Here is a 22584-nt window from a genome sequence, read left to right as displayed (position 1 = left end):
TGGGAGTCCCGTGGATGGGCCCTGCGAGGATGGAAACGTGACAGGAACCCTTGTTTTGGCAGGCACCCCCATCGGCGACATCGCGGACGCCCCGCCCCGGCTCGCCGAGGAACTGGCCGGGGCGGACGTGGTCGCCGCCGAGGACACCCGGCGGCTGCGGCGCCTCACCCAGGCGCTGGGGGTGACGCCCAAGGGACGCGTCGTGTCGTACTTCGAGGGCAACGAGTCCGCCCGGACGCCGGAACTCGTCGAGGCGCTCCTCGAGGGCTCGCGGGTCCTGCTGGTGACCGACGCCGGGATGCCGTCGGTGTCGGACCCCGGGTACCGGCTCGTCGCTGCGGCCGTGGAGCAGGGGGTGCGCGTCACCGCCGTGCCCGGGCCGTCAGCCGTGCTCACCGCGCTGGCGCTGTCCGGGCTGCCGGTGGACCGGTTCTGCTTCGAGGGGTTCCTGCCGCGCAAGGCGGGGGAGCGGTTGTCGCGGCTGCGGGCGGTGGCCGACGAGCGGCGGACTCTTGTGTACTTCGAGGCCCCGCACCGGCTCGACGACACGCTCGCCGCGATGGCCGAGGTGTTCGGGACCGCGCGGCGCGCCGCCGTGTGCCGGGAGCTGACCAAGACGTACGAGGAGGTCAAGCGCGGTCCGCTGGGCGAGCTGGCCGCGTGGGCGGCCGAGGGCGTGCGCGGGGAGATCACCGTCGTCGTCGAGGGGGCGCCGGAGAAGGGGCCCGAGGAGGTCGACGCCGCCGAGCTCGTGCGCCGGGTGCGGGTGCGCGAGGAGGCGGGGGAGCGGCGCAAGGAGGCGATCGCGGCGGTGGCGGCGGAGGTGGGGGTGCCCAAGCGGGAGGTGTTCGACGCGGTGGTTGCCGCCAAGCGCCACTGAGCGTCGGTTCGTTTGCGGGCCGGCCGTTCGCCGTGGCGGGTCGCGCCCACGCGGCGGAGCCGCCTATCGCTACAGCCCCGCGCCCTTTTGGGCGTTGCCCCATGGGGCGGCAAAGGGCTTGGGCCGCTGTGGCAAGGAACGCCCAAAACGCCGCCAACACTTGACAGTTCTGCTGTCTTCGCGCTGCCGGAGGAGTCCACTGGGTTGCGGGGACGTACCCGTCCCGGTCCAGCGGACTGGCAGGAGCTGGCATGAGTGAGATCGCAGGGCAGACCGGCCTTCGCAACGGGGCGACCGCCGTCGTACACGAGTCGTATTCCTTCGCCTGCATGCGCTGCGGGCAAGGCTGGGAGCAGTCGTACGAGATCGAGCACCACACGGACGCCGAGGGCCACGAGTTCGTCCTGTACGTGGTGGACGGCGCGATCGTGCCGTCCCCGCTGAGCCGGCCCACGTGCCAGAACTGCGACGGCCACGTCGTGCGGATCATGCGTGCGGGGCAGGTGGCGTCGGCGCGCGAGGCGGCGCACCGGTCGCACCGCGTGCCCCTGGCCGGGCCCGTTCAGGCGCCGACGACGGCGGCGGAGGCCGGGGCGGAGGCGCCCGGGGACCATCACGGAGACCACCCGGGAGACGACCACCACTGGCACCTGTCCGACCTTCTGCACCCGTTCCACCGCAGGACGAGCTGAGCGCCCGGCCGAGGGTAGGCATGCCCCTTTCGTAGGATCGGGGCATGCCTACCCACGCCGAAGCCCCACCTGCGCCGGAGCCCCTCCGGGTGCCGGTCGCCGACTCCCACACCCACCTCGACATGCAGTCCGGCACCGTCGAGGAGGGCCTCGCCAAGGCCGCGTCGGTGGGTGTGACCACGGTCGTGCAGGTCGGCTGCGACCTCAAGGGCTCCCGCTGGGCGGCCGAGACGGCGGCGGCGTACGACGCCGTCCACGCGACGGTCGCGCTGCACCCGAACGAGGCCCCGCGCATCGTCCACGGCGACCCGGACGGCTGGTCCAGGCAGGGCGCCCGCCAGCCGGGCGGGGACGCGGCGCTGGACGAGGCGCTCGCCGAGATCGACCGGCTGGCCGGGCTGCCCCAGGTCAAGGGCGTCGGCGAGACCGGCCTGGACTACTTCCGCACCGGCCCGGAGGGCAAGGCGGCGCAGGAGCGGTCCTTCCGCGCCCACATCGAGATCGCCAAGCGGCACGGCAAGGCCCTGGTCATCCACGACCGCGAGGCCCACGCCGACGTGCTCCGCGTGCTGAAGGAGGAGGGCGCCCCCGAACGCACCGTCTTCCACTGCTACTCCGGGGACGCGGAGATGGCGGAGATCTGCGCGAGCGCGGGCTACTTCATGTCCTTCGCCGGCAACGTCACCTTCAAGAACGCGCAGAACCTGCGGGACGCGGTGGCGGTGGCCCCGCTGGAGCTGCTCCTCGTCGAGACGGACGCGCCCTTCCTGACCCCGGTGCCCCATCGCGGACGGCCCAACGCCCCGTACCTGATCCCGATCACCGTGCGTGCCCTGGCCACCGTGCGCGGCATCGACGAGGACGCCATGGCCACGGCTCTGGCGGCGAACACGGCCCGGGCATTCGGTTACTGACGAACAACACCCTGTGTAGTCGCGTCGCTTTGGAGAGTGACGGCCGCTCCGCTAGGTTCTGGGGGCCCGATCCGGACCCCTCTGGACCCCTCCGGCCCCTGGAGCGTGTCGGCGTGAGCAGATCCCAGTACGAGACGTACGAGACGCAGGAGACGTACGACCCGTACGACCCGTACGACCCGTACGAGCCGCTGGCTCACGGCGGGCTCGACGTGCACCGCGCGCCGACGCCGGAGTACGGCGCCTCCCACGGCAGGGCCGGGACGTACGGCGTCCCCACCGACACGTACCGGTCCGCCTACGAGATGCCCGAGGCCGCGCTGCCCCGGCGGAGCGCCCCGGACGAGGCAGCGCCCGTGCCCGCCCCACGCGACGGAGGCGGCCGGCGGTCCACGCGCCGGCGCAGGTCCCGGCACGCCGAACGCTCGGACGGCTCCATGCGCCGCCTGCTGCCGCAGGCCCTGGTCGTGGCGTTCCTGGCGGGCGGCACCACCGCGTTCGTCGCCAAGGACAAGGCGATCGAGCTGAGCGTCGACGGCCGACAGCGCACGCTGCACACCTTCGCCGACGACGTCACCGAACTGCTGGCCGAGGAGGGCGTCGAAGTGGGAGCCCACGACGTGGTGGCGCCCGCGCCCGGCACGGAGCTCACCAGCGGCGACGAGGTCGCGGTGCGCTACGGCCGCCCCGTGCGGCTCACCCTCGACGGCCGCCCGCGCGAGGTGTGGACGACGGCCCGCACGGTGGAGGGGGCGCTCCGACAGCTGGGGGTGCGTGCGGAGGGCGCGTATGTGTCCACCTCGCGCTCCCGGCGGATCGGGCGGGAGGGACTCGCGCTGGACGTGCGCACCGAGCGCGCGGTGACGATCCTGGCGGACGGCCGCGCACGCACCCTCCGCACCAACGCGGCGACCGTGCGGGAGGCCGTCGAGGAGGCCGGGATCACCCTGCGCGGCCAGGACACCACGTCCGTCCCGCCCGGCAGCTTCCCGCGCGACGGCCAGACCATCAGCGTGCTGCGGATCACCAGCAGGAGGGAGGTCCGTGAGGAGCCGATCCCGTTCCAGGTGCGGCGGACCGACGACCCCTCCCTGTTCCGGGGCACGGAGGTCGTGGAGCAGGCGGGCCGGCCCGGCCTGCGCCGCATCACGTACTCCCTGCGCATCGTCAACGGCGTCCGGCAGAAGCCGCGCCGCGTCAGCTCGGAGCTGGTGCGCGAGCCGCGCCCCCAGCTGGTGAAGGTCGGCACGAAGCCGCAGCCGACGTCCGTGCACGGCGCCGACCACCTCGACTGGCAGGGCCTGGCGGCCTGCGAGTCCGGCGGCCGCCCCGACGCGGTCGACCCCTCGGGCACGTACGGCGGCCTCTACCAGTTCGACACCCGGACCTGGCAGAGCCTCGGCGGCCACGGCCGCCCCCAGGACGCCCCGGCGGCGGAACAGACCTACAGAGCGAAGAAGCTGTACATGCGCCAGGGGACGAGCCCTTGGCCGCATTGCGGGGCGCGGTTGCACGGGTGAGCGGCTGACCGGAGGGTGCTCGGCGCTGTGGCCTGCGTCGGGTTGCGCGACCCACCCCGCCCAGCCCAGCACCCGGCACCACACAGCCAAGGCCGGCCGCGAAGGCACCGCCCCGTACCCTGGTCCCGTGACCAGCCCCACCCCCGACGCCCTGCTGGGCCCCGCCGACATCCGCGAACTGGCGGCAGCCCTCGGCGTCCGCCCCACCAAACAACGCGGCCAGAACTTCGTGATCGACGCGAACACGGTCCGCCGTATCGTCCGCACCGCCGGCGTCCGCCCCGAGGACGTGGTCGTCGAGGTCGGCCCCGGGCTCGGCTCGCTCACCCTCGCCCTGCTGGAGGCCGCCGACCGCGTCACCGCCGTGGAGATCGACGACGTCCTCGCCGCCGCCCTCCCGGCCACCATCGCCGCCCGCATGCCGGCCCGCGCCGACCGGTTCGCCTTGGTCCACTCCGACGCGATGCACGTCACCGAGCTGCCGGGCCCGGCCCCGACCGCGCTGGTCGCCAACCTCCCCTACAACGTCGCCGTGCCGGTCCTGCTGCACATGCTCGACACCTTCCCGAGCATCGAACGCACCCTCGTCATGGTCCAGTCGGAAGTCGCCGACCGCCTCGCCGCCCCGCCCGGCTCGAAGGTGTACGGCGTTCCCTCGGTCAAGGCCAACTGGTACGCCGAGGTCAAGCGGGCCGGCGCCATCGGCCGCACCGTCTTCTGGCCGGCGCCCAACGTCGACAGCGGGCTGGTCTCCCTCACCCGCCGCACCGAGCCGGTCAAGACCACCGCCACCAAGGACGAGGTCTTCGCCGTCATCGACGCGGCGTTCGCCCAGCGCCGCAAGACGCTGCGGGCCGCCCTCGCCGGATGGGCGGGCTCGGCGGCGGCAGCCGAGGCGGCGCTCGTAGCCGCCGGGGTCTCCCCTCAAACGCGCGGCGAGTCCCTCACCGTCGAGGAGTTCGCGCGCATCGCCGAACACGGCCCGGCCCGCGCCCAGCACAAGGAGTCCGAGTAAGTGAACGCGAGCGTCACCGTCCGCGTCCCCGCCAAGGTCAACGTCCAGCTCGCGGTCGGCCCCGCCCGCCCCGACGGCTTCCACGACCTGGCCAACGTCTTCCTCGCGGTCGGCCTGTACGACGAGGTCACCGTCACCCCGTCGCCCGACGGACTCCGCGTCACCTGCGAGGGCCCGGACGCCGACCAAGTCCCGCTGGACCGGACGAACCTGGCGGCGCGCGCGGCCGAGGCGCTCGCCGCGCGGTACGGCCGTACGCCCGACGTGCACCTCCACATCGCCAAGGACATCCCTGTCGCCGGCGGCATGGCGGGCGGCAGCGCGGACGGCGCCGGCGCGCTGCTCGCCTGCGACACGCTGTGGGAGACGGGTGCCTCCCGCGACGAACTCCTCGACATCTGCGCCCAGTTGGGCAGTGACGTGCCGTTCAGCCTGGTCGGGGGCGCCGCCCTGGGCACCGGGCGCGGGGAGAAGCTGACGGCTCTCGACGTAGGCGGCGCCTTCCACTGGGTGTTCGCGATGGCCGGGCGCGGGCTGTCCACCCCGGCCGTCTTCCGGGAGTTCGACCGGCTCGGCGAGGGCCGGGACATCCCCGAGCCCGTCGCCTCCCGGGAACTCCTCGACGCCCTCGCCAAGGGCGACCCCCACGCGCTCGCCGCCACCGTCTCCAACGACCTCCAGCCCGCGGCCCTCTCCCTCTTCCCGGAGCTCGCCGACACCCTCGCGGCCGGCCGAGCGGCCGGGGCTCTCGCCGCGCTGGTCTCGGGTTCCGGCCCGACCACGGCGTTCCTCGCCCGGGACGAGGCGTCGGCGGCCACGGTGGCGGAGGCGCTGCGGGCGTCCGGTACGTGCCGCACGGTGCGTACGGCGTCCGGTCCGGTGCCGGGCGCCACGGTCGTCAAAGCCGACCGGAGTCAAACATTCTTCGCCTGATCTCCACACGGAATACCGCACCCGCAGTACAGCAGTGACACATGTGACGGCTAGCCTCACTTGAGGATTCAAACAACCGGCCCGCCCTGGCCCTCCTCCGGCGTGCCGTCCGTCAAGTGAACGGCTGGAAGGTCACTTCCGTGTCTGCAACCCCGCACTCCCCCTCCCACCGCAGAAAGCGGCCCGTCTCCCGGCGCGGCGTGATCGGCGCCGCCGGAGCCGTGGCCGCCGGTGCCGCCCTGACGCCGATGGTCTTCGCGGCGACCGAGTCCGACGACCCGGGCACCTCCCCGTCCGGTTCCGGCGACTCGGGGACGACACCCGAGAAGTTCCCCGCCACCCGCGCCGAGGCCGCCACCGGCACCGGCAAGGCCACCACCGCCTTCGCCGCCTCCTACGTCGGCGTCCGCTGGACCGGCGGCCAGGACGGCACCGGCATCCGGTTCGCGGACGGGGACGCGTCCCCGGGCACGTGGCAGCAGGTCGGCGCCGGCTGCGCGACCCTCGAGGACGGCGGGGCCGCACTCGTCGCCGCCGGGAACGCCACCGCGTACGAGCTGAAGGCCCCGGACGGGGTGACGTCCGTGCGCTCGCTGGCGATCGACACGACCGACGGCCCGAAGCGCACCTTCAAGGTGCCCTCCGAGCCCACCCGGGTGCGCGGCGTCCGCTACCTCTCCCGCCCCGCCTGGGGTGCCGACGAGTCCAAGCGCTTCAAGGACGGCAAGGTCAACTCGCCCGAGCAGTACTTCCCGTTGCAGTCGATCACGGTGCACCACACCGCCACCCCGAACGACGACCCGGACCCGGCCGCGACCGTCCGCGCGATCTACGAGTTCCACGCGATCACCAACGACTGGGGCGACATCGGCTACCACTTCCTCATCGACGAGACGGGCACCCTCTACGAGGGCCGCTACTCCGGCGACGACGGCATCCCCGCCTTCGACAAGGACGGCAACCTGGTCACCGCCTTCCACACCGGCGGCTTCAACTCGGGCAACCTCGGCATCGCCCTGCTCGGCACCCTCAACGACCGGCCGCCCACGGACGCGGCCAAGGCGTCCCTGACCCGGCTCATCAAGGTGATCACCCGGTACAAGGGCCTCGACCCGCAGGCGCAGACCACCTACACCAACCCGGTCAACGGCGTGACCAAGGACGTGCGGACCATCAGCGGCCACCGCGACTGGCTGCAGACGGAGTGCCCCGGCCAGACGATGTACGACCTCCTCGCCGAGGTCCGCACCGCCGCCTCCCGCTGACGTACGGGTCGACAGGTCGGCCTTCCGGGGCCCGTTACGCTGGGAGGCTGACCCACGCGGCGGAGCCGCACATCGACACAGCCGCCTGCGCAGGAGAGAAATGGCCGTCAACCTGGTCAATGTCGAGAACGTCAGCAAGGTGTACGGCACCCGTGCCCTCCTGGACGGCGTCTCGCTCGGCGTCTCCGAAGGAGATCGCATCGGCGTCGTCGGCCGGAACGGGGACGGCAAGACGACCCTGATCCGGATGCTGGCCAAGCTGGAGGAGGCCGACACCGGGCGGGTGACGCACTCCGGCGGGCTGCGCCTCGGCGTGCTCACCCAGCACGACTCCCTCGACCCCGAGGCCACCGTCCGGCACGAGGTCATCGGCGACATGGCCGACCACGAGTGGGCGGGCAACGCCAAGATCAGGGACGTGCTGACCGGGCTGTTCGGCGGGCTCGACCTGCCCGGCTTCCCGAAGGGCCTCGACACCGTCATCGGCCCCCTCTCCGGCGGTGAGCGGCGCCGGATCGCGCTCGCCAAGCTGCTCATCGAGGAGCAGGACCTGATCGTCCTCGACGAGCCGACCAACCACCTCGACGTCGAGGGCATCGCCTGGCTGGCCCAGCACCTGCAGAACCGCCGCTCGGCGCTGGTGTGCGTCACCCACGACCGGTGGTTCCTCGACCAGGTCTGCACGCGCATGTGGGACGTCCAGCGCGGCACGGTCCACGAGTACGAGGGCGGCTACTCCGACTACGTCTTCGCCCGCGCCGAACGCGAGCGCATCGCCGCCACCGAGGAGGTCAAGCGGCAGAACCTCGTCCGCAAGGAGCTGGCCTGGCTGCGGCGCGGAGCGCCCGCCCGTACCTCCAAGCCGCGCTTCCGCGTCGAGGCCGCCAACGAGCTCATCGCGGACGTACCGCCGCCCCGGGACAGCAGCGAGCTGATGAAGTTCGCGTCCTCGCGGCTGGGCAAGACCGTCTTCGACCTTGAGGACATCACGATCCAGGCCGGGCCCAAGGTGCTGCTCAAGCACGTCACCTGGCAGCTCGGCCCCGGTGACCGCATCGGTCTCGTCGGCGTCAACGGCGCGGGCAAGACCTCGCTGCTGCGGGCGCTCGCCGACGCCGCCTACAGCGAGGGCGAGCGTCAGCCCGCGGCCGGGCGGATCCGCGTCGGCAGGACCGTCAAGCTCGCCTACCTGTCCCAGGAGGTCGCCGAACTCGACCCCACCTGGCGGGTGCTGGAGGCCGTGCAGCGGGTGCGCGAGCGCGTCGACCTCGGCAAGGGGCGGGAGATGACCGCCGGGCAGCTGTGCGAGACGTTCGGCTTCGGCAAGGAGAAGCAGTGGACGCCGGTCGGCGACCTGTCGGGTGGTGAGCGCCGCCGGCTCCAGCTGCTGCGGCTGCTGATGGACGAGCCCAACGTACTCTTCCTCGACGAGCCCACCAACGACCTCGACATCGAGACCCTCACCCAGCTCGAGGACCTGCTCGACGGCTGGCCCGGCTCGATGATCGTCATCTCCCACGACCGGTTCTTCATCGAACGCACCACCGACCGGGTGTTCGCCCTGCTCGGCGACGGCACGCTGCGCATGCTGCCGCGCGGCATCGACGAGTACCTGGAGCGCCGCAGGCGGATGGAGGAGGCGGTGGCGGCCACCGCGCCCGTCGCGGCCAAGCCCGCCCCGGACAGGACCGAGAAGAGCGCCGCTGACCAGCGCGCCGCCAAGAAGGAGCTCCAGAAGATCGAGCGGCAGCTGGACCGGATCTCCGAGAAGGAGACCAAGCTGCACGCCCACATCGCCGACAACGCCACCGACTTCGCGAAGGTGGCCGAACTCGATGCCGAGCTGCGGGAGTTGGCCGGCCAGCGCGAGGAGCTGGAGATGCGCTGGCTGGAACTCGCCGACGACGCGTGAAGGGTGCGTGAAGGCGCATAACGGGGGCGTCACGGGCCGGTCCTCCCTTGGGAACAGGGGCGGAACCGGCCCGCTCCGTTGTCGGTCCCGGGTGATACAAAGAGCCGTCTGAGAACTTTCTGAGTACGACTCTGGGTCCATCACGTACCTCAGGGCGTGGCTAAAAATCAGTGATTGAACGGGGGAAGCCGCTGATGACTCAGCCGCCCAACCAGCCTCCGCAGGGGGGCTTCGGCGCGCCGCAGGACCAGCCGCCGCAGGGAGCACCGCAGGGAGGTGGCTTCGGGGCTCCACAGACCCCACCGCCTCCGCAGACTCCACCGCCTCCGCAGGGCCCGCCGCAGCCGGGGTACGGCTATCCCCAGCAGCAGCCGGGTCCGTACGCCCAGCCGGGTCCGTATGCCCAGCCGGGTCCCTACGGCCAGCCGCAGCAGCCCGGTCCGTACGGCCAGCCGCAGCAGCCAGGCCCGTACGGCGGTCAGCCCGGCTACGGCTACCCGCCGCAGCCGCAGTACCCGGGCGCGCCCGGCACCCCGCCCGGCTCCGGCTCCCGCAACCCCTTCAAGGGCAAGCCGGCCGTCGTCATCGGCGCGGCGGTCGCGGCGCTGCTCGTCATCGGCGGCACCGCGTGGGCGGTCATCGGCGGCGACGACGGCGGCAAGGGCAAGAAGAAGCCGGTCGCCCAGCAGACCGACGACGCCAAGCCCGACTCCTTCGGCTCCCCGGTCAACCCCGGCGACGGCAGTGGCGCCGGCGGCGAGGACCCGGAGAACCTCAACGAGGGCCGCCAGCCCGGCGAGGCCAAGGTGCTCTGGTACAAGTCGGCGCCCGACGCGCCCGGTTCCGGCGCCGAGGCCCCCGGCATGTGGATCACCGACAAGACGGCGGTGAAGGCCGCGTACAAGCAACTCCTCGCCTTCGACGTCGGCGACGGCACACCGGCCTGGGACCCGATCACCTTCCCGCAGAAGATCTGCGCGACCACATCCCAGAAGACGGCCGACGACAAGATCGTCGTCGCCTACATGAGCGGCGGCAGCAGCCGCGCCGAGTGCAACCAGCTCCAGGAGATCGACCTCAACACCGGCGAGAAGGGCTGGAAGGGCGAGGTCGCGGACGGCGCGCTGTTCGACTCCACGCTCTCCGTGGAGCTGTCCATCACCGGCAACACGCTGATGGTGGGCCGCTCGCAGTCCGGCACGGCCTACGACGTGACCAGCGGCAAGAAGCTGTTCGACAAGAAGCGGTACGGCGACGCCTGCTTCCCGGCCGCGTTCGCGGGCGGCGAGAAGCTGTTCCAGGTCGCCTCCTGCGGCGCCGGCGGCACCAACGAGCACGACGAGATCCAGGAGCTCGACCCGAAGACCGGCAAGGTCAAGTGGACCCAGAAGTTCGACAAGGGCTGGCGGGTCGCGCGCACCTACTCCGTCAACCCGCTGGTCGTCTACAGCACCAACGAGGACAAGAAGGCCTGGAACATCTCCACCTTCACCGCCGGCGGCAAGTTCCGCTCCCAGGTGTCCTTCGACGAGGACTTCGCCCCCCAGTGCGGCTGGGCCATCCTCGAACGCGACCTCCAGGGCTGCCAGGGCGTCGCCGTCGACGAGGACACCCTCTACCTGCCGACCGAGGCGACCACCGGGGCGAACGAGATCGTCGCGGTCAACCTCGCCAACGGCAAGGAGAAGTGGCGCGTGAAGTCCCCCGCGGACGAGTCGATGCTGCCGATGAAGGCCGAGGGCGGCAAGCTCATCGCCTACGTGGAGCCGTCGTACGACGCGGGCGGCCAGATCGTGTCCATCCCGACCACCGGCAGCAGCCACCAGCCGGTCAAGCTGCTGCAGAACCCGCAGGGCGCCGCGGACATCGAGAACGGCTTCTTCTCCAAGGACATCGACTGGGTCGGCGGACGCTTCTACATCTCGACGACCCGGCTGACCGGCAACGACGACACGAAGGAGAAGTTGATGCTGGCCTACGGCAAGTGATCTCCCCCTTCTCCCCCTTCTCCCCCTTCTCCTCCTTCCCCCCTTCTCCCTCCTGTCGCCCGTCGTCCCCGTCTTCGAGGTGCTCACGCCATGGCCCAGCCGCCGCCCCCGCCACCCCACCAGCCTCCGCAGGGCGGAGGTTTCGGCCCGCCCCAGGACCAGCCGCAGCAGCAGGGCGGGTTCGGTGCGCCGCAGCCTCCGCAGACGCCGGGGCCGGGGTACGGCTACCCGCAGGCCCCGCAGACGCCTCCGGCTCCCCAGACCCCGCCCCCGCCGCCCGCCCAGCAGCCGCAGCCCGGCTACGGCTATCCGCAGGCCGGACCCCAGGCGCCCCAGCCGCCGCAGGCCCCGCCCGGTTACGGCTACCCCGGCCAGCCGCCGGGGCCGTACGGCGGCCAGCCCGGGTACGGGTATCCGCATGCGACCATGCCGCTGCAGCCGCAGCCGGGGCAGCCGGCCGGTGGGCGGAAGGTCAACGCGCAGCTGGCGATCATCGTCGCCGCGGTCGTGGCGATCGCGCTGATCGTCGGCGGCGGTGTCTGGTACGCGTCCGGCAAGGACGACGGCAAGAAGGACGACACGGCGAGCTCCAGCGGCGGCACCGGCGGAGGGGACGACAAGAACGGCGGCACCGGCGGCACCACCTCCGGCGGCAAGGAGAAGGCGCCCGCCGACCCCGACGCCAAGGTCCTCTTCCAGGTCCCGATGCCCGAGGTGAACAAGGACGACAGGTCCGTCGTCGTCTCCGGTTCGTGGCTCACCGACAAGGCGTACGTCAAGAGCGGCATCGCCGAGATCGTCGGCTACGACCCCGACAAGGGCACCAAGCTCTGGACGATCCCGCTGCCCGGCCCCGTCTGCACGGCCAGCCGCCATGTCACCGCGGACAACAAGACGGCCGTCGTGTTCCAGCCCGCGATGCCGACCAAGGCCGACCCCTCGCACGGCTGCAGCCAGGTCGCGGCGCTCGACCTCGACGCGGGCAAGAAGCTGTGGACGAAGACGGTCAAGGACGGCGACCAGCCGGCCAACTTCAGCAACGTCACGATCAGCGGGAACACCATCGCCGTCGGCGGCACCAGCGGCGGCGCCGCCTTCGACGTCTCGGGCAAGGTGCTGTGGAGCCCTAAGCCGAGCGACTCCTGTTACGACTCCGGCTACGGCGGTGGCGAGAAGCTGGTCGCCGTGCGCAAGTGCGGTTCGTACGACCAGCGTCAGCTGCACATCCAGACCATCGACCCGAAGTCCGGGAAGGTGATCTCGGAGTACAAGATGGCGCAGGGCATCGAGTACGCCGGCGTGGTGTCGACCAATCCGCTCGTCGTGGCCGCCGACGTCGGCGACAGCGCGGGGGACGGCAGCGGCATCTCCGACTTCTTCTCCATCGACAACAAGACCGGCAAGCTGCGCACCCGTATCTCGGCGCCGGGCGACCAGTTCGCGGGCCGCTGCGACAGCATCTCCCGGACCGAGCACTGCACCCAGCTGGTCGTCGGCAACGACCGGCTGTACGTGTCGACCGAGGAGCACGAGGGCACCGGCGAGTACAGCCGGACCAACGAGATCGTCGCCTTCGACCTGGCGACGGGCAAGCAGACGGGTCAGCGGGCGGACGCGGGCGACGGCTACACGATCTCGCCGCTGCGCATGGACGGCGGGAACCTGCTGGCGTACAAGCGTCCGCCGTACGACAAGGGCGGCCAGATCGTGAGCATCGACGGCGGCAGCTTCAAGATGACCAAGCTGCTGGAGAACCCGGCCACGGAGACGGTGCGGGACGTGGAGACCAGCATGCTGCCGGAGTACTCCGAGATCCACTTCGCGCAGGGGCACCTGTACATGTCGCAGGTGTTCGCCTCCGAGCGGTCCAGCACGGACGAGAAGGAGTACCTGGCGATCGCGTTCGGTACGGGTTGATCGGCGGATGAGCAAGTTGATCGGCGGCTGATCGAGGCGGCCGATCGAGGAGATCCGGCGTTGTAGGGTTGCGGCCCCGTCCCTGCTCAGGGGCGGGGCCGTGCACGTACCGCTCATCAGCTTCGAATGACTCTCGAATGCGAGGAATTTCGGCGATCCGGGGCGATTCTCGCCGGTTGGGGGAGCGCGATGTCGAACAAGCGTGTAGCTTCCGGGGGCATGAAGGGCGGGGGAGCCGGGAGGGGGCTTCCTCCGCACGGACCAGTGGGCATCTGTGGGCGGTCTGTGGACGGCTGTGGGCATCCATAGGGGGGCGTCCATGAGGATCCATTGGGGGGACTGGGGGGTAGTTGCTCGATGGGAGTGCGGCTCATGGTGGTCGACGACCACCGACTGCTCGCCGAGGCGTTGGCCTCGGCGTTGAAACTGCGGGGGCACCGGGTGCTGGCCGCGGCGGCACCGGCCGCGGGGGCGGCGGAGCTGGTGATCAGCCGGGCGCCGGAGGTGTGCCTGCTGGGGACGGCGGCGCCGGCGGAGCCGGGGGCCTTCGATCCCGTGGTGAAGATCAAGCGGGAGCGGCCGCAGGTGGCGGTGCTGGTGCTGGGCCCGGTGCCCAACCCGCGCGGCATCGCCGCGGCGTTCGCGGCCGGGGCCTCGGGCTATGTACGCCATGACGAGCGCATAGAGGGCGTCGAGCGGGCGATCATGAAGGCGCGGGCGGGAGAGGCGGCGGTGGCGCCGCAGCTGCTGCAGGGGGCGTTCAGCGAACTGCTGAACCCGGCGGCGCAGCCGGACGACGAGGGCCAGCGGCTGCTGCAGATGCTGACCCCTCGCGAGGTCGAGGTCCTGGTCCGGGTCGCCGACGGCGAGGACACCCGGCTGATCGCCGCGGGGATGGGCATCGCGCCGTCCACGGCGCGCACCCACGTACAGCGCGTCCTGATGAAACTGGGCGTCGGCTCCCGCCTGGAGGCAGCGGCGCTGGCGGCCCGCACGGGATTGCTGGACCGGGCAGGCCCGATCCCGCGCTCGGTCCCTACGGACCCGCCGGAGTCGTAGCGGCTGGTGGCGGCGGGCTGCCTGCCGGGGGCCTCGCGCGGCGCCGCACCCGGTTGGCTGCCGGGCGCGGGCGAGTCCGTAACCCGCGGGCAGTCGTGCCGCCTGGGGCGATGGGGTTCCCCCTGCTCGAGCGAAGTCGAGAGCTTGAGGGAGGGTGGGCGCGGCGGCACCCCGGTGGCGCCGGGGCGCGCGGCCCACCCTGCCTCAGCCTGCCTCGGCCGCAGCGCCCGGCACCAGCAAGACGCCGGCCCCGGCACACGGCCCTCTCAGTCCCCGCGCTTCTCCTCCGGCACGACATCAGGCAGCGGCGGAGCCGTAGGCCGCAGCTTCAGCCAGGCGAGGAAGAACAGGCCCAGGGCGAGCATCCCCAAGCCGGTCCAGAGGTTGATGTTGACGCCCTCCGCCTTGTCGATGTCCGCGTCGGACGCGACGAGGCCCGCGATCGTGACGATCACGCCGTACACGACGAACAGCCCGCCGATGATCCGCCGGATGTCGAACAACCGCGCGGCCGTGGCAGACTTGCCCTCCAGCTCGGTGACTTCCCGCTGGACGTCCTTCTCGGAGTATCCGGAGTACCCGGAGTATTCGGACATGGTTTCTCCATCCTCCCGCGGTCAGAACGAGAACGGGATGTAGCAGGCGGCGGCCAGGACGACCGCGCCCCAGCCCAGCAGGGCCGGTTTGCGGTACCACGCGTCGTCCCCGGCGGCGGGCGGCTCGGCCGCGCCCGGGGAGCGCGTGCCGTAGACCAGGCCCTGGAGTTCCTCGACCGGCTTCGGCTTGGTGAAGAGCGACACCGCGACCATGACGACCGCGCCGGCGACGAACCCGGCGATCGCGGAGACGAAGTTGGCGCCCTGGTCGGAGGGGATGTCGATCATGCCCTCCTGGTAGATGACGAAGTAGTTGACCATCGCTGCGGTGGTGCCCGCGATCAGGCCCCAGAAGCCCGATTTCATCGACGCCCGCTTCCAGAACATGCCGATGATGAAGACCACGAACATCGGCACGTTGAAGAAGGAGAACAGCGTCTGGAGGTAGCTCATGATGTTCGAGAAGGACGACGCCAGGAACGCCGTGCCGATCGATGCCAGGACGCCGATCGCGGTGATCACCCGGCCGAACCGCACGTAGTAGTCGTCCTCGCGGTGCTTCACGACGTACTTCGCCCAGATGTCGGAGGTGAACACCGTGTTGAAGGAGGAGACGTTCGCCGCCATGCCCGCCATGAAGGCGGCCAGCAGGCCGGTCACCGCGATGCCGAGCACTCCGTTGGGGAGCAGCTGTTCCATCAGGTACGGGATCGCGTCGTTGTACTGCAGGTCCGAGTCGGCCGTCCCGATCTGCGGGACCAGCACGGCCGCGACCAGGCCCGGGATCATCACCAGGAAGACGATGAAGATCTTCGGGAACGCGGCGATGAGGGGGGTGCGCTGGGCCGCGGAGAGGTTCTTCGCGGACAGGGCCCGCTGCACCTCGGCGAAGTTCGTCGTCCAGTAGCCGAAGGAGAGCACGAAGCCGAGGCCGAGGACGATCGTCAGCCAGTTGGCGCCCAGCGGGTTGGGGCTGCCGATGCCCGTGCCGCCCCAGGAGGTCATGAAGTCGGCGCCGCGGGAGGCGGTGAGGGAGTCGGACAGGCCGTCCCAGCCGCCGACCTTCTTCAGGCCGAGGACCGCGATCGGGATGAGGGCCGCCAGGATCACGAAGAACTGCAGGACCTCGTTGTAGATCGCCGAGGACAGGCCGCCGAGGGTGATGTAGGCGAGCACGAAGAAGCCGGCGACGACGATTGCCACCCACTGCGGCCAGCCGAGCAGGGCCTCGACGACGATGGCGAGGGCGTAGAGGTTGACGCCGGCGATGAGGATCGCGGCGCAGGCGAACAGGCCGGCGCTGAGCAGGTGGGCCCCCTTGTCGAAGCGCAGGAGCAGGAACTCGGGGACCGAGCGGACCTTGGAGCCGTAGTAGAACGGCATCATCACCAGGCCGAGGAAGACCATGGCGGGGATGGCGCCGATCCAGTACCAGTGGGTGGTGTAGACGCCGTACTGCGCGCTGTTGGCGGCCATGCCGAGGATCTCGGTGGCGCCCAGGTTGGCCGCGATGAAGGCGAGACCGGTGACCCAGGCCGGCAGGGAGCGGCCGGAGAGGAAGAAGTCGAGGCTGGTCTTGACCGAGCGGCGGGCGGCGAAGCCGATGCCCAGGACGACGAGGAAGTAGATGCCGAGGATCGTGTAGTCGAGCCAGTTGGTGGGGAGCCGTAGCTCCGCTGCGAGGTATGGAGCGTTTGTGGGGGCCTGCATAAGAACTCGCTTCGTTGCGCGAACTGATCCGTAGCGGAACCTATGCCTCCGTGTTCAGAAACTGAACGTCTCTGTTGGCGCTCTTTGTTTGATTGTGATGTTGACGAATGGGGAGAGTCATGTTTTGGTGTGTTGAGTTCTGTTTGAAGAGTGTGCGGCCCTGATGTGAGGGGCTCGACAGTGAGTGGCTCGAATGAGGAGTCCGGTGTGAAGAAGACCTCGACCCGGCTGGCCGACGGTCGCGAGCTCATCTACTACGACCTGCGTGACGACACCGTGCGGAACGCGGCGGACCGCCGCCCGCTGGACCGTACCGTCACCACGTCCGAGATCCGCCGCGACCCGCTGCTCGGCGACTCCGTGGCCATCGCCTCGCACCGCCAGGGCCGCACCTACCATCCGCCGGCCGACGAGTGCCCCCTGTGCCCCTCCGAGGGCGACCGGCTGAGCGAGATCCCGGACTCCTCGTACGACGTCGTCGTCTTCGAGAACCGTTTCCCCTCGCTGGCCGGCGACTCCGGCCGCTGCGAGGTCGTGTGCTTCACCTCCGACCACAACGCCTCCTTCGCCGACCTGAGCGAGGAGCAGGCGCGCCTGGTGCTGGAGGCGTGGACCGACCGGACGTCGGAGCTGTCGCATCTGCCCTCCGTGGAGCAGGTGTTCTGTTTCGAGAACCGGGGTGCGGAGATCGGCGTGACCCTCCAGCACCCGCACGGGCAGATCTACGCCTACCCCTTCACCACCCCGCGCACCGCCCTGATGCTGCGCCAGCTCGCCGCGCACAAGGAGGCGACCGGCGGGGAGAACCTCTTCGACGCGGTCGTGGAGCGTGAACTCGCCGACGAGCGGGTCGTCCTGGAGGGTGAACACTGGGTCGCCTTCGTGCCGTACGCGGCGCACTGGCCGTACGAGGTCCACCTCTACCCCAAGCGCCGCGTGCCCGACCTGCTCGGTCTCGACGAGGCGGCGCGCACAGAGTTCCCCCAGGTCTATCTGGAACTCCTGAGGCGCTTCGACCGGATCTTCGACGGTGGGGACGGAGGGGAGAACTCCGCGGGTGAGCCTCCGACCCCGTACATCGCGGCCTGGCACCAGGCACCGTTCGGCGCGCTGGAGGAGTTCGACGGGGTCGTCCGCGAGGACTTCGCGCTTCACCTCGAGCTTTTCACCATCCGCCGCACTTCCGGCAAGCTGAAGTTTCTCGCGGGTTCCGAGTCCGGCATGAACGTGTTCATCAACGACGTGCCGCCGGAGCGCGCGGCCGAGCGACTGCGAGAGGTAGCGAGTTCATGAGCGGGAAGTACCTGGTCACCGGTGGCGCGGGCTACGTCGGCAGCGTCGTCGCCCAGCACCTGCTGGAGGCCGGTCACGAGGTCGTCGTCCTCGACAACCTCTCCACGGGCTTTAGCGAGGGCGTCCCGGCGGGGGCGGCGTTCCTCGAGGGCGACATCCGCGACGCCGCCAAGTGGCTGGACGGCTCGTACGACGGTGTCCTGCACTTCGCCGCGTTCTCGCAGGTCGGCGAGTCGGTCGTGAAGCCGGAGAAGTACTGGGACAACAACGTCGGCGGCACGATGGCCCTGCTGGAGGCCATGCGCGAGGCGGGCGTCCGCAAGCTCGTCTTCTCCTCCACGGCGGCCACGTACGGCGAGCCGGACCAGGTCCCGATCGTCGAGTCCGCCCCGACGAAGCCCACGAACCCGTACGGCGCCTCCAAGCTCGCCGTCGACCACATGATCACGGGCGAGGCGGCGGCCCACGGCCTCGGTGCGGTCTCGCTGCGCTACTTCAACGTGGCGGGCGCGTACGGCGCGTACGGCGAACGCCACGACCCCGAGTCGCACCTCATCCCGCTGGTGCTCCAGGTCGCCCAGGGCAGGCGCGAGGCGATCTCGGTCTTCGGCGACGACTACCCGACCCCGGACGGCACCTGCGTCCGCGACTACATCCACGTCGCGGACCTGGCCGAGGCCCACCTGCTGGCCCTGGAGGCCGCGGCGCCCGGCGAGCACCTGATCTGCAACCTCGGCAACGGCAACGGCTTCTCCGTCCGCGAGGTCATCGAGACGGTCCGGCAGGTCACGGGCCACCCGATCCCCGAGGTCGTGGCCCCGCGCCGGGGCGGCGACCCCGCGGTCCTGGTGGCGTCGGCCGCCACGGCCCGCGAGAAGCTGGGCTGGAACCCGTCCCGCGCGGACCTCGCGGGAATCGTCGCGGACGCGTGGGACTTCGCGCAGCGACACGGCAAGTAGGCACATACGGAAAGGGTCAGGGGTCAGGGCATGAGCGAGGCTGTTGCCGAGACGGTCGCCGAGCGGTTCGAGGAACTGTACGGAGCCGGGCCGCAGGGCGTGTGGGCGGCACCGGGCCGGGTCAACCTCATCGGCGAACACACCGACTACAACGACGGCTTCGTCATGCCGTTCGCCCTGCCGCACACCGCGGTGGCGGCGGTGTCGCGCCGCGAGGACGGCGTCCTGCGCCTGCACTCGGCGGACGTCGAGGGCGGAGTCGCCGAACTCCGCCTGGACGAGCTGTCCCCCGAGTCCGACAAGAACTGGACGGCGTACCCGGCGGGCGTGGTGTGGGCGCTGCGCGAGGCGGGCCACCCGGTGACCGGCGCCGACATCCACCTGGCCTCCACGGTCCCGGCGGGCGCGGGCCTGTCGTCCTCGGCGGCCCTGGAGGTCGTCGTGGCCCTGGCCCTGAACGACCTGTACGAACTGGGCCTGCGCGGCTGGCAGTTGGCCCGCCTGTGCCAGCGCGCCGAGAACGTCTACGTCGGCGCCCCGGTCGGCATCATGGACCAGACGGCCTCGGCCTGCTGCGAGGCCGGCCACGCCCTGTTCCTCGACACCCGCGACCTCTCCCAGCGCCAGATCCCCTTCGACCTGGCGGCCGAGGGCATGCGCCTGCTCGTCGTCGACACCCAGGTCAAGCACTCCCACAGCGAGGGCGAGTACGGCAAGCGCCGCGCCGGCTGCGAGAAGGGCGCGGCCCTCCTCGGCGTCGACGCCCTGCGCGACGTCCCGTACGACGGCCTGGACGCGGCCCTGGCCCGCCTCGGCGACGAGGAGGAGGTCCGCCGCCTGGTCCGCCACATCGTCACGGAGAACGAGCGGGTGGAGCGGGTCGTGTCACTGCTGTCCTCGGGCGACACACGCGCGATCGGCCCGGTCCTGGTCGAGGGCCACGCGTCCCTGCGCGACGACTTCCGCATCTCCTGCCCGGAACTGGACCTGGTGGTGGACACGGCGATGTCCTCCGGCGCCCTGGGCGCCCGCATGACCGGCGGCGGCTTCGGCGGCTCGGCGATCGTCCTCGCGGAGGAGGCGGACGTGGCGGCCATCACCAAGGCCGTGGAAGAGGCCTTCGCGACAGCGGGCTTCACCGCGCCTCGCGTCTTCGAGGCGGTGCCTTCGGCGGGGGCGCGGCGGGTGCGCTGAGGCTCCGTTGCCGGGGCGGTGCGGTGGCGCGGGACGGGTCCGGCGCCACCGGTCACTCTTTGTGGTGACCCGAGTCCAATACGGCGGCCACCGTGCAGGGACAGGCCGAGAATCCCGCCCATGGGAGGAACCATGACCGCCGAGCCCCCCGCCGAGCCGACGTCCGAGCCCGGCTGCCGCTGGCCGGTGCCGCCCCGGGACGGATACACCGTGGACGACCTCTTCACGTTGCCCGACCTCCCGCCGCACACCGAGCTGATCGACGGGAGCCTGGTTTTCGTCAGTCCGCAGCGGTATTTCCACAGCATCATGATCGATCTTCTGGTGACCGGTCTGCGCGGCACGGCCCCCAAGGACATGAAGGTCCGCCGCGAGATGACTGTCGTCCTGGACCGTCGCAACGGCCCCGAGCCGGACATTTCCGTCGTACGTGCCGAGGCCGTCATCAGCAGGGAGCAGACCCGCTTCAAGGCCGCCGACGTCCTGCTCGCCGTGGAGGTCGTCGCGCCGGACTCCGAGGCCCGCGACCGCGACACCAAGCCCCACAAGTACGCCGCCGCGGCATTCCGCACTTCTGGCTGGTCGAGACGAGCGGCACGAACCAGCACCCCGTCGTCCGGACCTACGAACTCGACCCCGTCTCCAAGACGTACGCGCTGACCGGCACCCATCGCGACCTGCTCAAGGTCGGCGTGCCGTACGACATCGACATCGACATCACCTCGGACGCTCTGGACGAGCTCTGACCGGTGGCTCAGCCCAGCCGCTTCGTCAACGTGTACTCCGTGATCCCCGGCGGGTAGTCGGGGATCACGCACACCACCTCGTACCCCTGCTTCTCGTAGAACCCCGGCGCCTGGAAGTCCCACGTCTCCAGCCGTGCCGCCCGGCACCCCCGCTCCGTGGACGCGATGCGTTCCGCCTCCGACAGCAGCCGGGAGCCCAGGCCCGCGCCCCGATGGCGTTCGTCCACCCACAGGTACGTCACATGCAGCCAGGTCGCCCAGGTGTGGCCGACCAGGCCGCCGGCCAGGTCGTCGGCCGTGTCCATGGCCCACAGGTGGAGGGGGTGGTCGCGTTCGCCGGGGGTTCCCCGCAGGGCGCGCAGGACGGCGGAGGCCGCCGTGTTCGTGTCGCGCAGGCGGGTGCGGAGCAGATCGCGTCGCGCTTTGTCGACTTCTGTCTCAAGACGAAACATGCGGCTCACCATAAACGCGCTGGACCGCCAGTTCTGCAAATAACCTTCCGCTCCTGCCCCCCGGCCGTACCCTGATGAACAGCACCGGTGGGGGCCGGTGCCGATCAGGGGGCGAGACAGCCGGGTACGGCGCCCGGAGTGGGGGTAGCGGTTTCTGCACGGCGGCGGCTGTGCGGCTGCGGCGACCCGGCCAGGTGGCGGCAAGGACGGACGGACACCGCACCTGGGCACTTCGGGCACCGTACCCGCGCCGGTGTCGTCTTCCGACGATGGGGTATCCCCTGCTCTTCAGGAGCTTGGGGAAGGGGGTTTCGTGGTTCGCATCCGAGTCCTGGTCGTCGACGACCATCGCATCTTCGCCGAGTCGCTCGCGGCGGCCCTGGCCGCCGAGCCCGACGTGGACGTCTCCGCGGCCGGCAGCGGCCCGGCCGCGCTGCGCAGCCTGGAGCGGGCGGTCGCCGAGGGGCGGCGGTTCGACGTGCTGCTCGTCGACGCCGATCTGGGAGGCAACGTGCCGGGCGTCAGGCCCGCCGTGCCCGTGCAGGACGGCAACGAGGACGGGCTCGTCGACGGGATCTCCCTCGTCGCCGGGGTGCGGTCCGCGCAGCCGAACGTACGGATCGTCGTGCTCGCCGAGAAGGACGACGCGCGCCGGGCGGCGCTCGCCCTGCAGGCCGGGGCGTCCGGGTGGGTGGCCAAGGACTGTTCGCTGTCCCGGCTGCTCACCGTCATCCGGGGCGTGCTGCGCGACGAGACCCATCTGCCGCCCGCCCTGCTCACGGGCGTGCTCCGGGAGCTCACCGCCGCCCGCAAGCACCGCACGGAGAGTGAGCGGCTCGTCGAGTCGCTGACGCCGAGGGAGCGGGAGGTGCTGCGGTGCATGGTCGCCGGGCTGGGCAGGAAGGCCGTCGCCGAGCGGCTCTATCTCTCCCCGCACACCGTCCGCACGCACATGCAGAACGTGCTGGGCAAGCTGGGCGTCCACTCCACCCTCGCCGCCGTCGCGCTCGCCCGGCGGGCCGGTGTCGGACCCGTCGACCTAACCGGGGATGTTGTCGAACGGGGCGGTCAGCTGGCGTAGCAGCCCGGCCAGTTCACTGCGCTGGGCGCGGGAGAGCTCCGCGAGGATCGCGCGCTCCTGGTCCAGCAGGCCCGCCAGGGCCTGGTCGGCACGGTCGCGGCCCTCGTCCGTCAGGCGGACCAGGACGCCCCGGCGGTCGCTGGGATCGGGCAGGCGCTCCACCAGGCCCTTCTTGGCCAGGCGGTCGATGCGGTTCGTCATCGTGCCCGAGGTGACCAGGGTCTGGGTGAGCAGCTGTCCCGGGGAGAGCTGGTACGGCGTGCCCGCCCGCCTGAGTGCCGTCAGCACGTCGAACTCCCACGGCTCCAGGCCGTGCTCGGAGAAGGCCAGCCGGCGTGCCCGGTCCAGGTGCCGGGCCAGTCTGCTCACCCGGCTGAGCACCTCGAGCGGTTCCACGTCGAGGTCCGGGCGCTCCCGGCGCCACGCTGCGACCAGCCGATCGACCTCGTCCTCCATGG

The 22584-nt window shown here is 71.3% G+C and carries 19 protein-coding genes and 1 pseudogene; 16 read left to right on the top strand and 4 right to left on the bottom strand.

Translation table 11 applies throughout. The features are described 5' to 3' along the window. The first annotated feature begins 37 nt into the window (after positions 1-37). The 11 genes from rsmI to ACYVMZ_RS23195 all read left to right on the top strand — a co-directional run bounded on the left by rsmI (position 38) and on the right by ACYVMZ_RS23195 (position 14095). Positions 38-880 (top strand): 16S rRNA (cytidine(1402)-2'-O)-methyltransferase, encoded by an 843-nt coding sequence (rsmI, locus tag ACYVMZ_RS23245; protein WP_461082682.1) that lies wholly within the window; start codon positions 38-40, stop codon positions 878-880. A 251-nt stretch (positions 881-1131) separates the two neighbouring features. Then, positions 1132-1572 carry a hypothetical protein gene (locus ACYVMZ_RS23240; RefSeq protein ID WP_461082680.1) on the top strand — a complete coding sequence of 147 codons (441 nt, stop codon included), beginning with the start codon at positions 1132-1134 and terminating at the stop codon, positions 1570-1572. Positions 1573-1616: 44 nt separating this feature from the next. Next, positions 1617-2486: a TatD family hydrolase gene (locus tag ACYVMZ_RS23235; protein WP_461082678.1), complete on the top strand. Its 870-nt coding sequence runs from the start codon at positions 1617-1619 to the stop codon at positions 2484-2486. A 113-nt stretch (positions 2487-2599) separates the two neighbouring features. After that, positions 2600-4006, top strand: coding sequence for a ubiquitin-like domain-containing protein (locus tag ACYVMZ_RS23230; protein WP_461082676.1), 1407 nt, complete (start codon positions 2600-2602; stop codon positions 4004-4006). Between the two features lie 127 nt (positions 4007-4133). Beyond that, the gene (gene rsmA / locus ACYVMZ_RS23225; protein WP_461082674.1) at positions 4134-5021 is read left to right on the top strand and encodes a 16S rRNA (adenine(1518)-N(6)/adenine(1519)-N(6))-dimethyltransferase RsmA; all 888 of its coding nucleotides are present in this window, start codon (positions 4134-4136) and stop codon (positions 5019-5021) included. Next, on the top strand, positions 5022-5954 hold the full coding sequence (locus tag ACYVMZ_RS23220) for a 4-(cytidine 5'-diphospho)-2-C-methyl-D-erythritol kinase (RefSeq protein ID WP_461082672.1): 933 nt from the start codon (positions 5022-5024) through the stop codon (positions 5952-5954). Between the two features lie 140 nt (positions 5955-6094). Continuing rightward, positions 6095-7219: a peptidoglycan recognition protein family protein gene (locus tag ACYVMZ_RS23215; protein WP_461082670.1), complete on the top strand. Its 1125-nt coding sequence runs from the start codon at positions 6095-6097 to the stop codon at positions 7217-7219. Between the two features lie 100 nt (positions 7220-7319). Beyond that, positions 7320-9131 (top strand): ABC-F family ATP-binding cassette domain-containing protein, encoded by a 1812-nt coding sequence (locus tag ACYVMZ_RS23210; protein ID WP_461082668.1) that lies wholly within the window; start codon positions 7320-7322, stop codon positions 9129-9131. A 194-nt stretch (positions 9132-9325) separates the two neighbouring features. Beyond that, positions 9326-11119 carry an outer membrane protein assembly factor BamB family protein gene (locus tag ACYVMZ_RS23205; protein WP_461082666.1) on the top strand — a complete coding sequence of 598 codons (1794 nt, stop codon included), beginning with the start codon at positions 9326-9328 and terminating at the stop codon, positions 11117-11119. Positions 11120-11209: 90 nt separating this feature from the next. Beyond that, the gene (locus ACYVMZ_RS23200) at positions 11210-13036 is read left to right on the top strand and encodes an outer membrane protein assembly factor BamB family protein (protein ID WP_461082664.1); all 1827 of its coding nucleotides are present in this window, start codon (positions 11210-11212) and stop codon (positions 13034-13036) included. Positions 13037-13393: 357 nt separating this feature from the next. After that, complete coding sequence (locus ACYVMZ_RS23195) at positions 13394-14095, top strand: helix-turn-helix transcriptional regulator (RefSeq protein WP_461082662.1); 702 nt, start codon at positions 13394-13396, stop codon at positions 14093-14095. Positions 14096-14361: 266 nt separating this feature from the next. Here ACYVMZ_RS23195 and ACYVMZ_RS23190 read toward each other — a convergent pair whose 3' ends face one another. Together ACYVMZ_RS23190 and ACYVMZ_RS23185 are read right to left on the bottom strand one after the other, a co-directional pair. After that, the gene (locus tag ACYVMZ_RS23190; protein WP_461082660.1) at positions 14362-14691 is read right to left on the bottom strand and encodes a hypothetical protein; all 330 of its coding nucleotides are present in this window, start codon (positions 14689-14691) and stop codon (positions 14362-14364) included. Positions 14692-14712: 21 nt separating this feature from the next. Continuing rightward, complete coding sequence (locus ACYVMZ_RS23185) at positions 14713-16401, bottom strand: sodium:solute symporter family protein (RefSeq protein ID WP_461082658.1); 1689 nt, start codon at positions 16399-16401, stop codon at positions 14713-14715. Positions 16402-16608: 207 nt separating this feature from the next. Here ACYVMZ_RS23185 and galT point away from each other — a divergent pair, with 207 nt between their 5' ends. From galT to ACYVMZ_RS23165, 4 genes and pseudogenes are all read left to right on the top strand, one after another. Continuing rightward, positions 16609-17694 (top strand): galactose-1-phosphate uridylyltransferase, encoded by a 1086-nt coding sequence (gene galT, locus ACYVMZ_RS23180; protein ID WP_461082656.1) that lies wholly within the window; start codon positions 16609-16611, stop codon positions 17692-17694. Then, a complete protein-coding gene (galE, locus tag ACYVMZ_RS23175) occupies positions 17691-18653 on the top strand; it encodes a UDP-glucose 4-epimerase GalE (RefSeq protein ID WP_461082654.1) in 963 nt (320 codons plus the stop codon). The genes galT and galE overlap by 4 nt, the downstream gene beginning before the upstream one ends. A 30-nt stretch (positions 18654-18683) precedes the next feature. Continuing rightward, a complete protein-coding gene (gene galK / locus ACYVMZ_RS23170; RefSeq protein WP_461082652.1) occupies positions 18684-19847 on the top strand; it encodes a galactokinase in 1164 nt (387 codons plus the stop codon). A gap of 132 nt (positions 19848-19979) precedes the next feature. After that, positions 19980-20593, top strand: a pseudogene (locus ACYVMZ_RS23165) (Uma2 family endonuclease). 8 nt (positions 20594-20601) lie between these two features. Here ACYVMZ_RS23165 and ACYVMZ_RS23160 read toward each other — a convergent pair. Continuing rightward, complete coding sequence (locus ACYVMZ_RS23160; protein ID WP_461082650.1) at positions 20602-21057, bottom strand: GNAT family N-acetyltransferase; 456 nt, start codon at positions 21055-21057, stop codon at positions 20602-20604. A 301-nt stretch (positions 21058-21358) separates the two neighbouring features. Between ACYVMZ_RS23160 and ACYVMZ_RS23155 the strand changes: the two genes are divergently transcribed. Further along, positions 21359-22126 carry a LuxR C-terminal-related transcriptional regulator gene (locus ACYVMZ_RS23155; RefSeq protein ID WP_461082648.1) on the top strand — a complete coding sequence of 256 codons (768 nt, stop codon included), beginning with the start codon at positions 21359-21361 and terminating at the stop codon, positions 22124-22126. Here the strand turns inward: ACYVMZ_RS23155 and tamR are convergent. Next, positions 22085-22582, bottom strand: coding sequence for a MarR family transcriptional regulator TamR (gene tamR, locus ACYVMZ_RS23150; RefSeq protein WP_187824818.1), 498 nt, complete (start codon positions 22580-22582; stop codon positions 22085-22087). The two genes, ACYVMZ_RS23155 and tamR, sit on opposite strands and share 42 nt — an antisense overlap. Positions 22583-22584 lie beyond the last annotated feature (2 nt).

This window comes from Streptomyces deserti, from assembly GCF_054782695.1.
Note: the sequence above shows the minus strand (reverse complement) of the source record. Positions and strands in the feature narration are given on the sequence as shown.

Excerpts from the sequence above, each read along its gene's own strand:
- galK (WP_461082652.1), top strand. The coding sequence starts at position 18,684 with ATGAGCGAGGCTGTTGCCGAGACGGTCGCCGAGCGGTTCGAGGAACTG.
- ACYVMZ_RS23210 (WP_461082668.1), top strand. The coding sequence starts at position 7,320 with ATGGCCGTCAACCTGGTCAATGTCGAGAACGTCAGCAAGGTGTACGGC.
- ACYVMZ_RS23235 (WP_461082678.1), top strand. The coding sequence starts at position 1,617 with ATGCCTACCCACGCCGAAGCCCCACCTGCGCCGGAGCCCCTCCGGGTG.
- tamR (WP_187824818.1), bottom strand. The coding sequence starts at position 22,582 with ATGGAGGACGAGGTCGATCGGCTGGTCGCAGCGTGGCGCCGGGAGCGC.
- ACYVMZ_RS23195 (WP_461082662.1), top strand. The coding sequence starts at position 13,394 with ATGGGAGTGCGGCTCATGGTGGTCGACGACCACCGACTGCTCGCCGAG.
- ACYVMZ_RS23205 (WP_461082666.1), top strand. The coding sequence starts at position 9,326 with ATGACTCAGCCGCCCAACCAGCCTCCGCAGGGGGGCTTCGGCGCGCCG.
- ACYVMZ_RS23160 (WP_461082650.1), bottom strand. The coding sequence starts at position 21,057 with ATGGTGAGCCGCATGTTTCGTCTTGAGACAGAAGTCGACAAAGCGCGA.
- ACYVMZ_RS23190 (WP_461082660.1), bottom strand. The coding sequence starts at position 14,691 with ATGTCCGAATACTCCGGGTACTCCGGATACTCCGAGAAGGACGTCCAG.
- ACYVMZ_RS23185 (WP_461082658.1), bottom strand. The coding sequence starts at position 16,401 with ATGCAGGCCCCCACAAACGCTCCATACCTCGCAGCGGAGCTACGGCTC.
- galE (WP_461082654.1), top strand. The coding sequence starts at position 17,691 with ATGAGCGGGAAGTACCTGGTCACCGGTGGCGCGGGCTACGTCGGCAGC.
- ACYVMZ_RS23200 (WP_461082664.1), top strand. The coding sequence starts at position 11,210 with ATGGCCCAGCCGCCGCCCCCGCCACCCCACCAGCCTCCGCAGGGCGGA.
- ACYVMZ_RS23240 (WP_461082680.1), top strand. The coding sequence starts at position 1,132 with ATGAGTGAGATCGCAGGGCAGACCGGCCTTCGCAACGGGGCGACCGCC.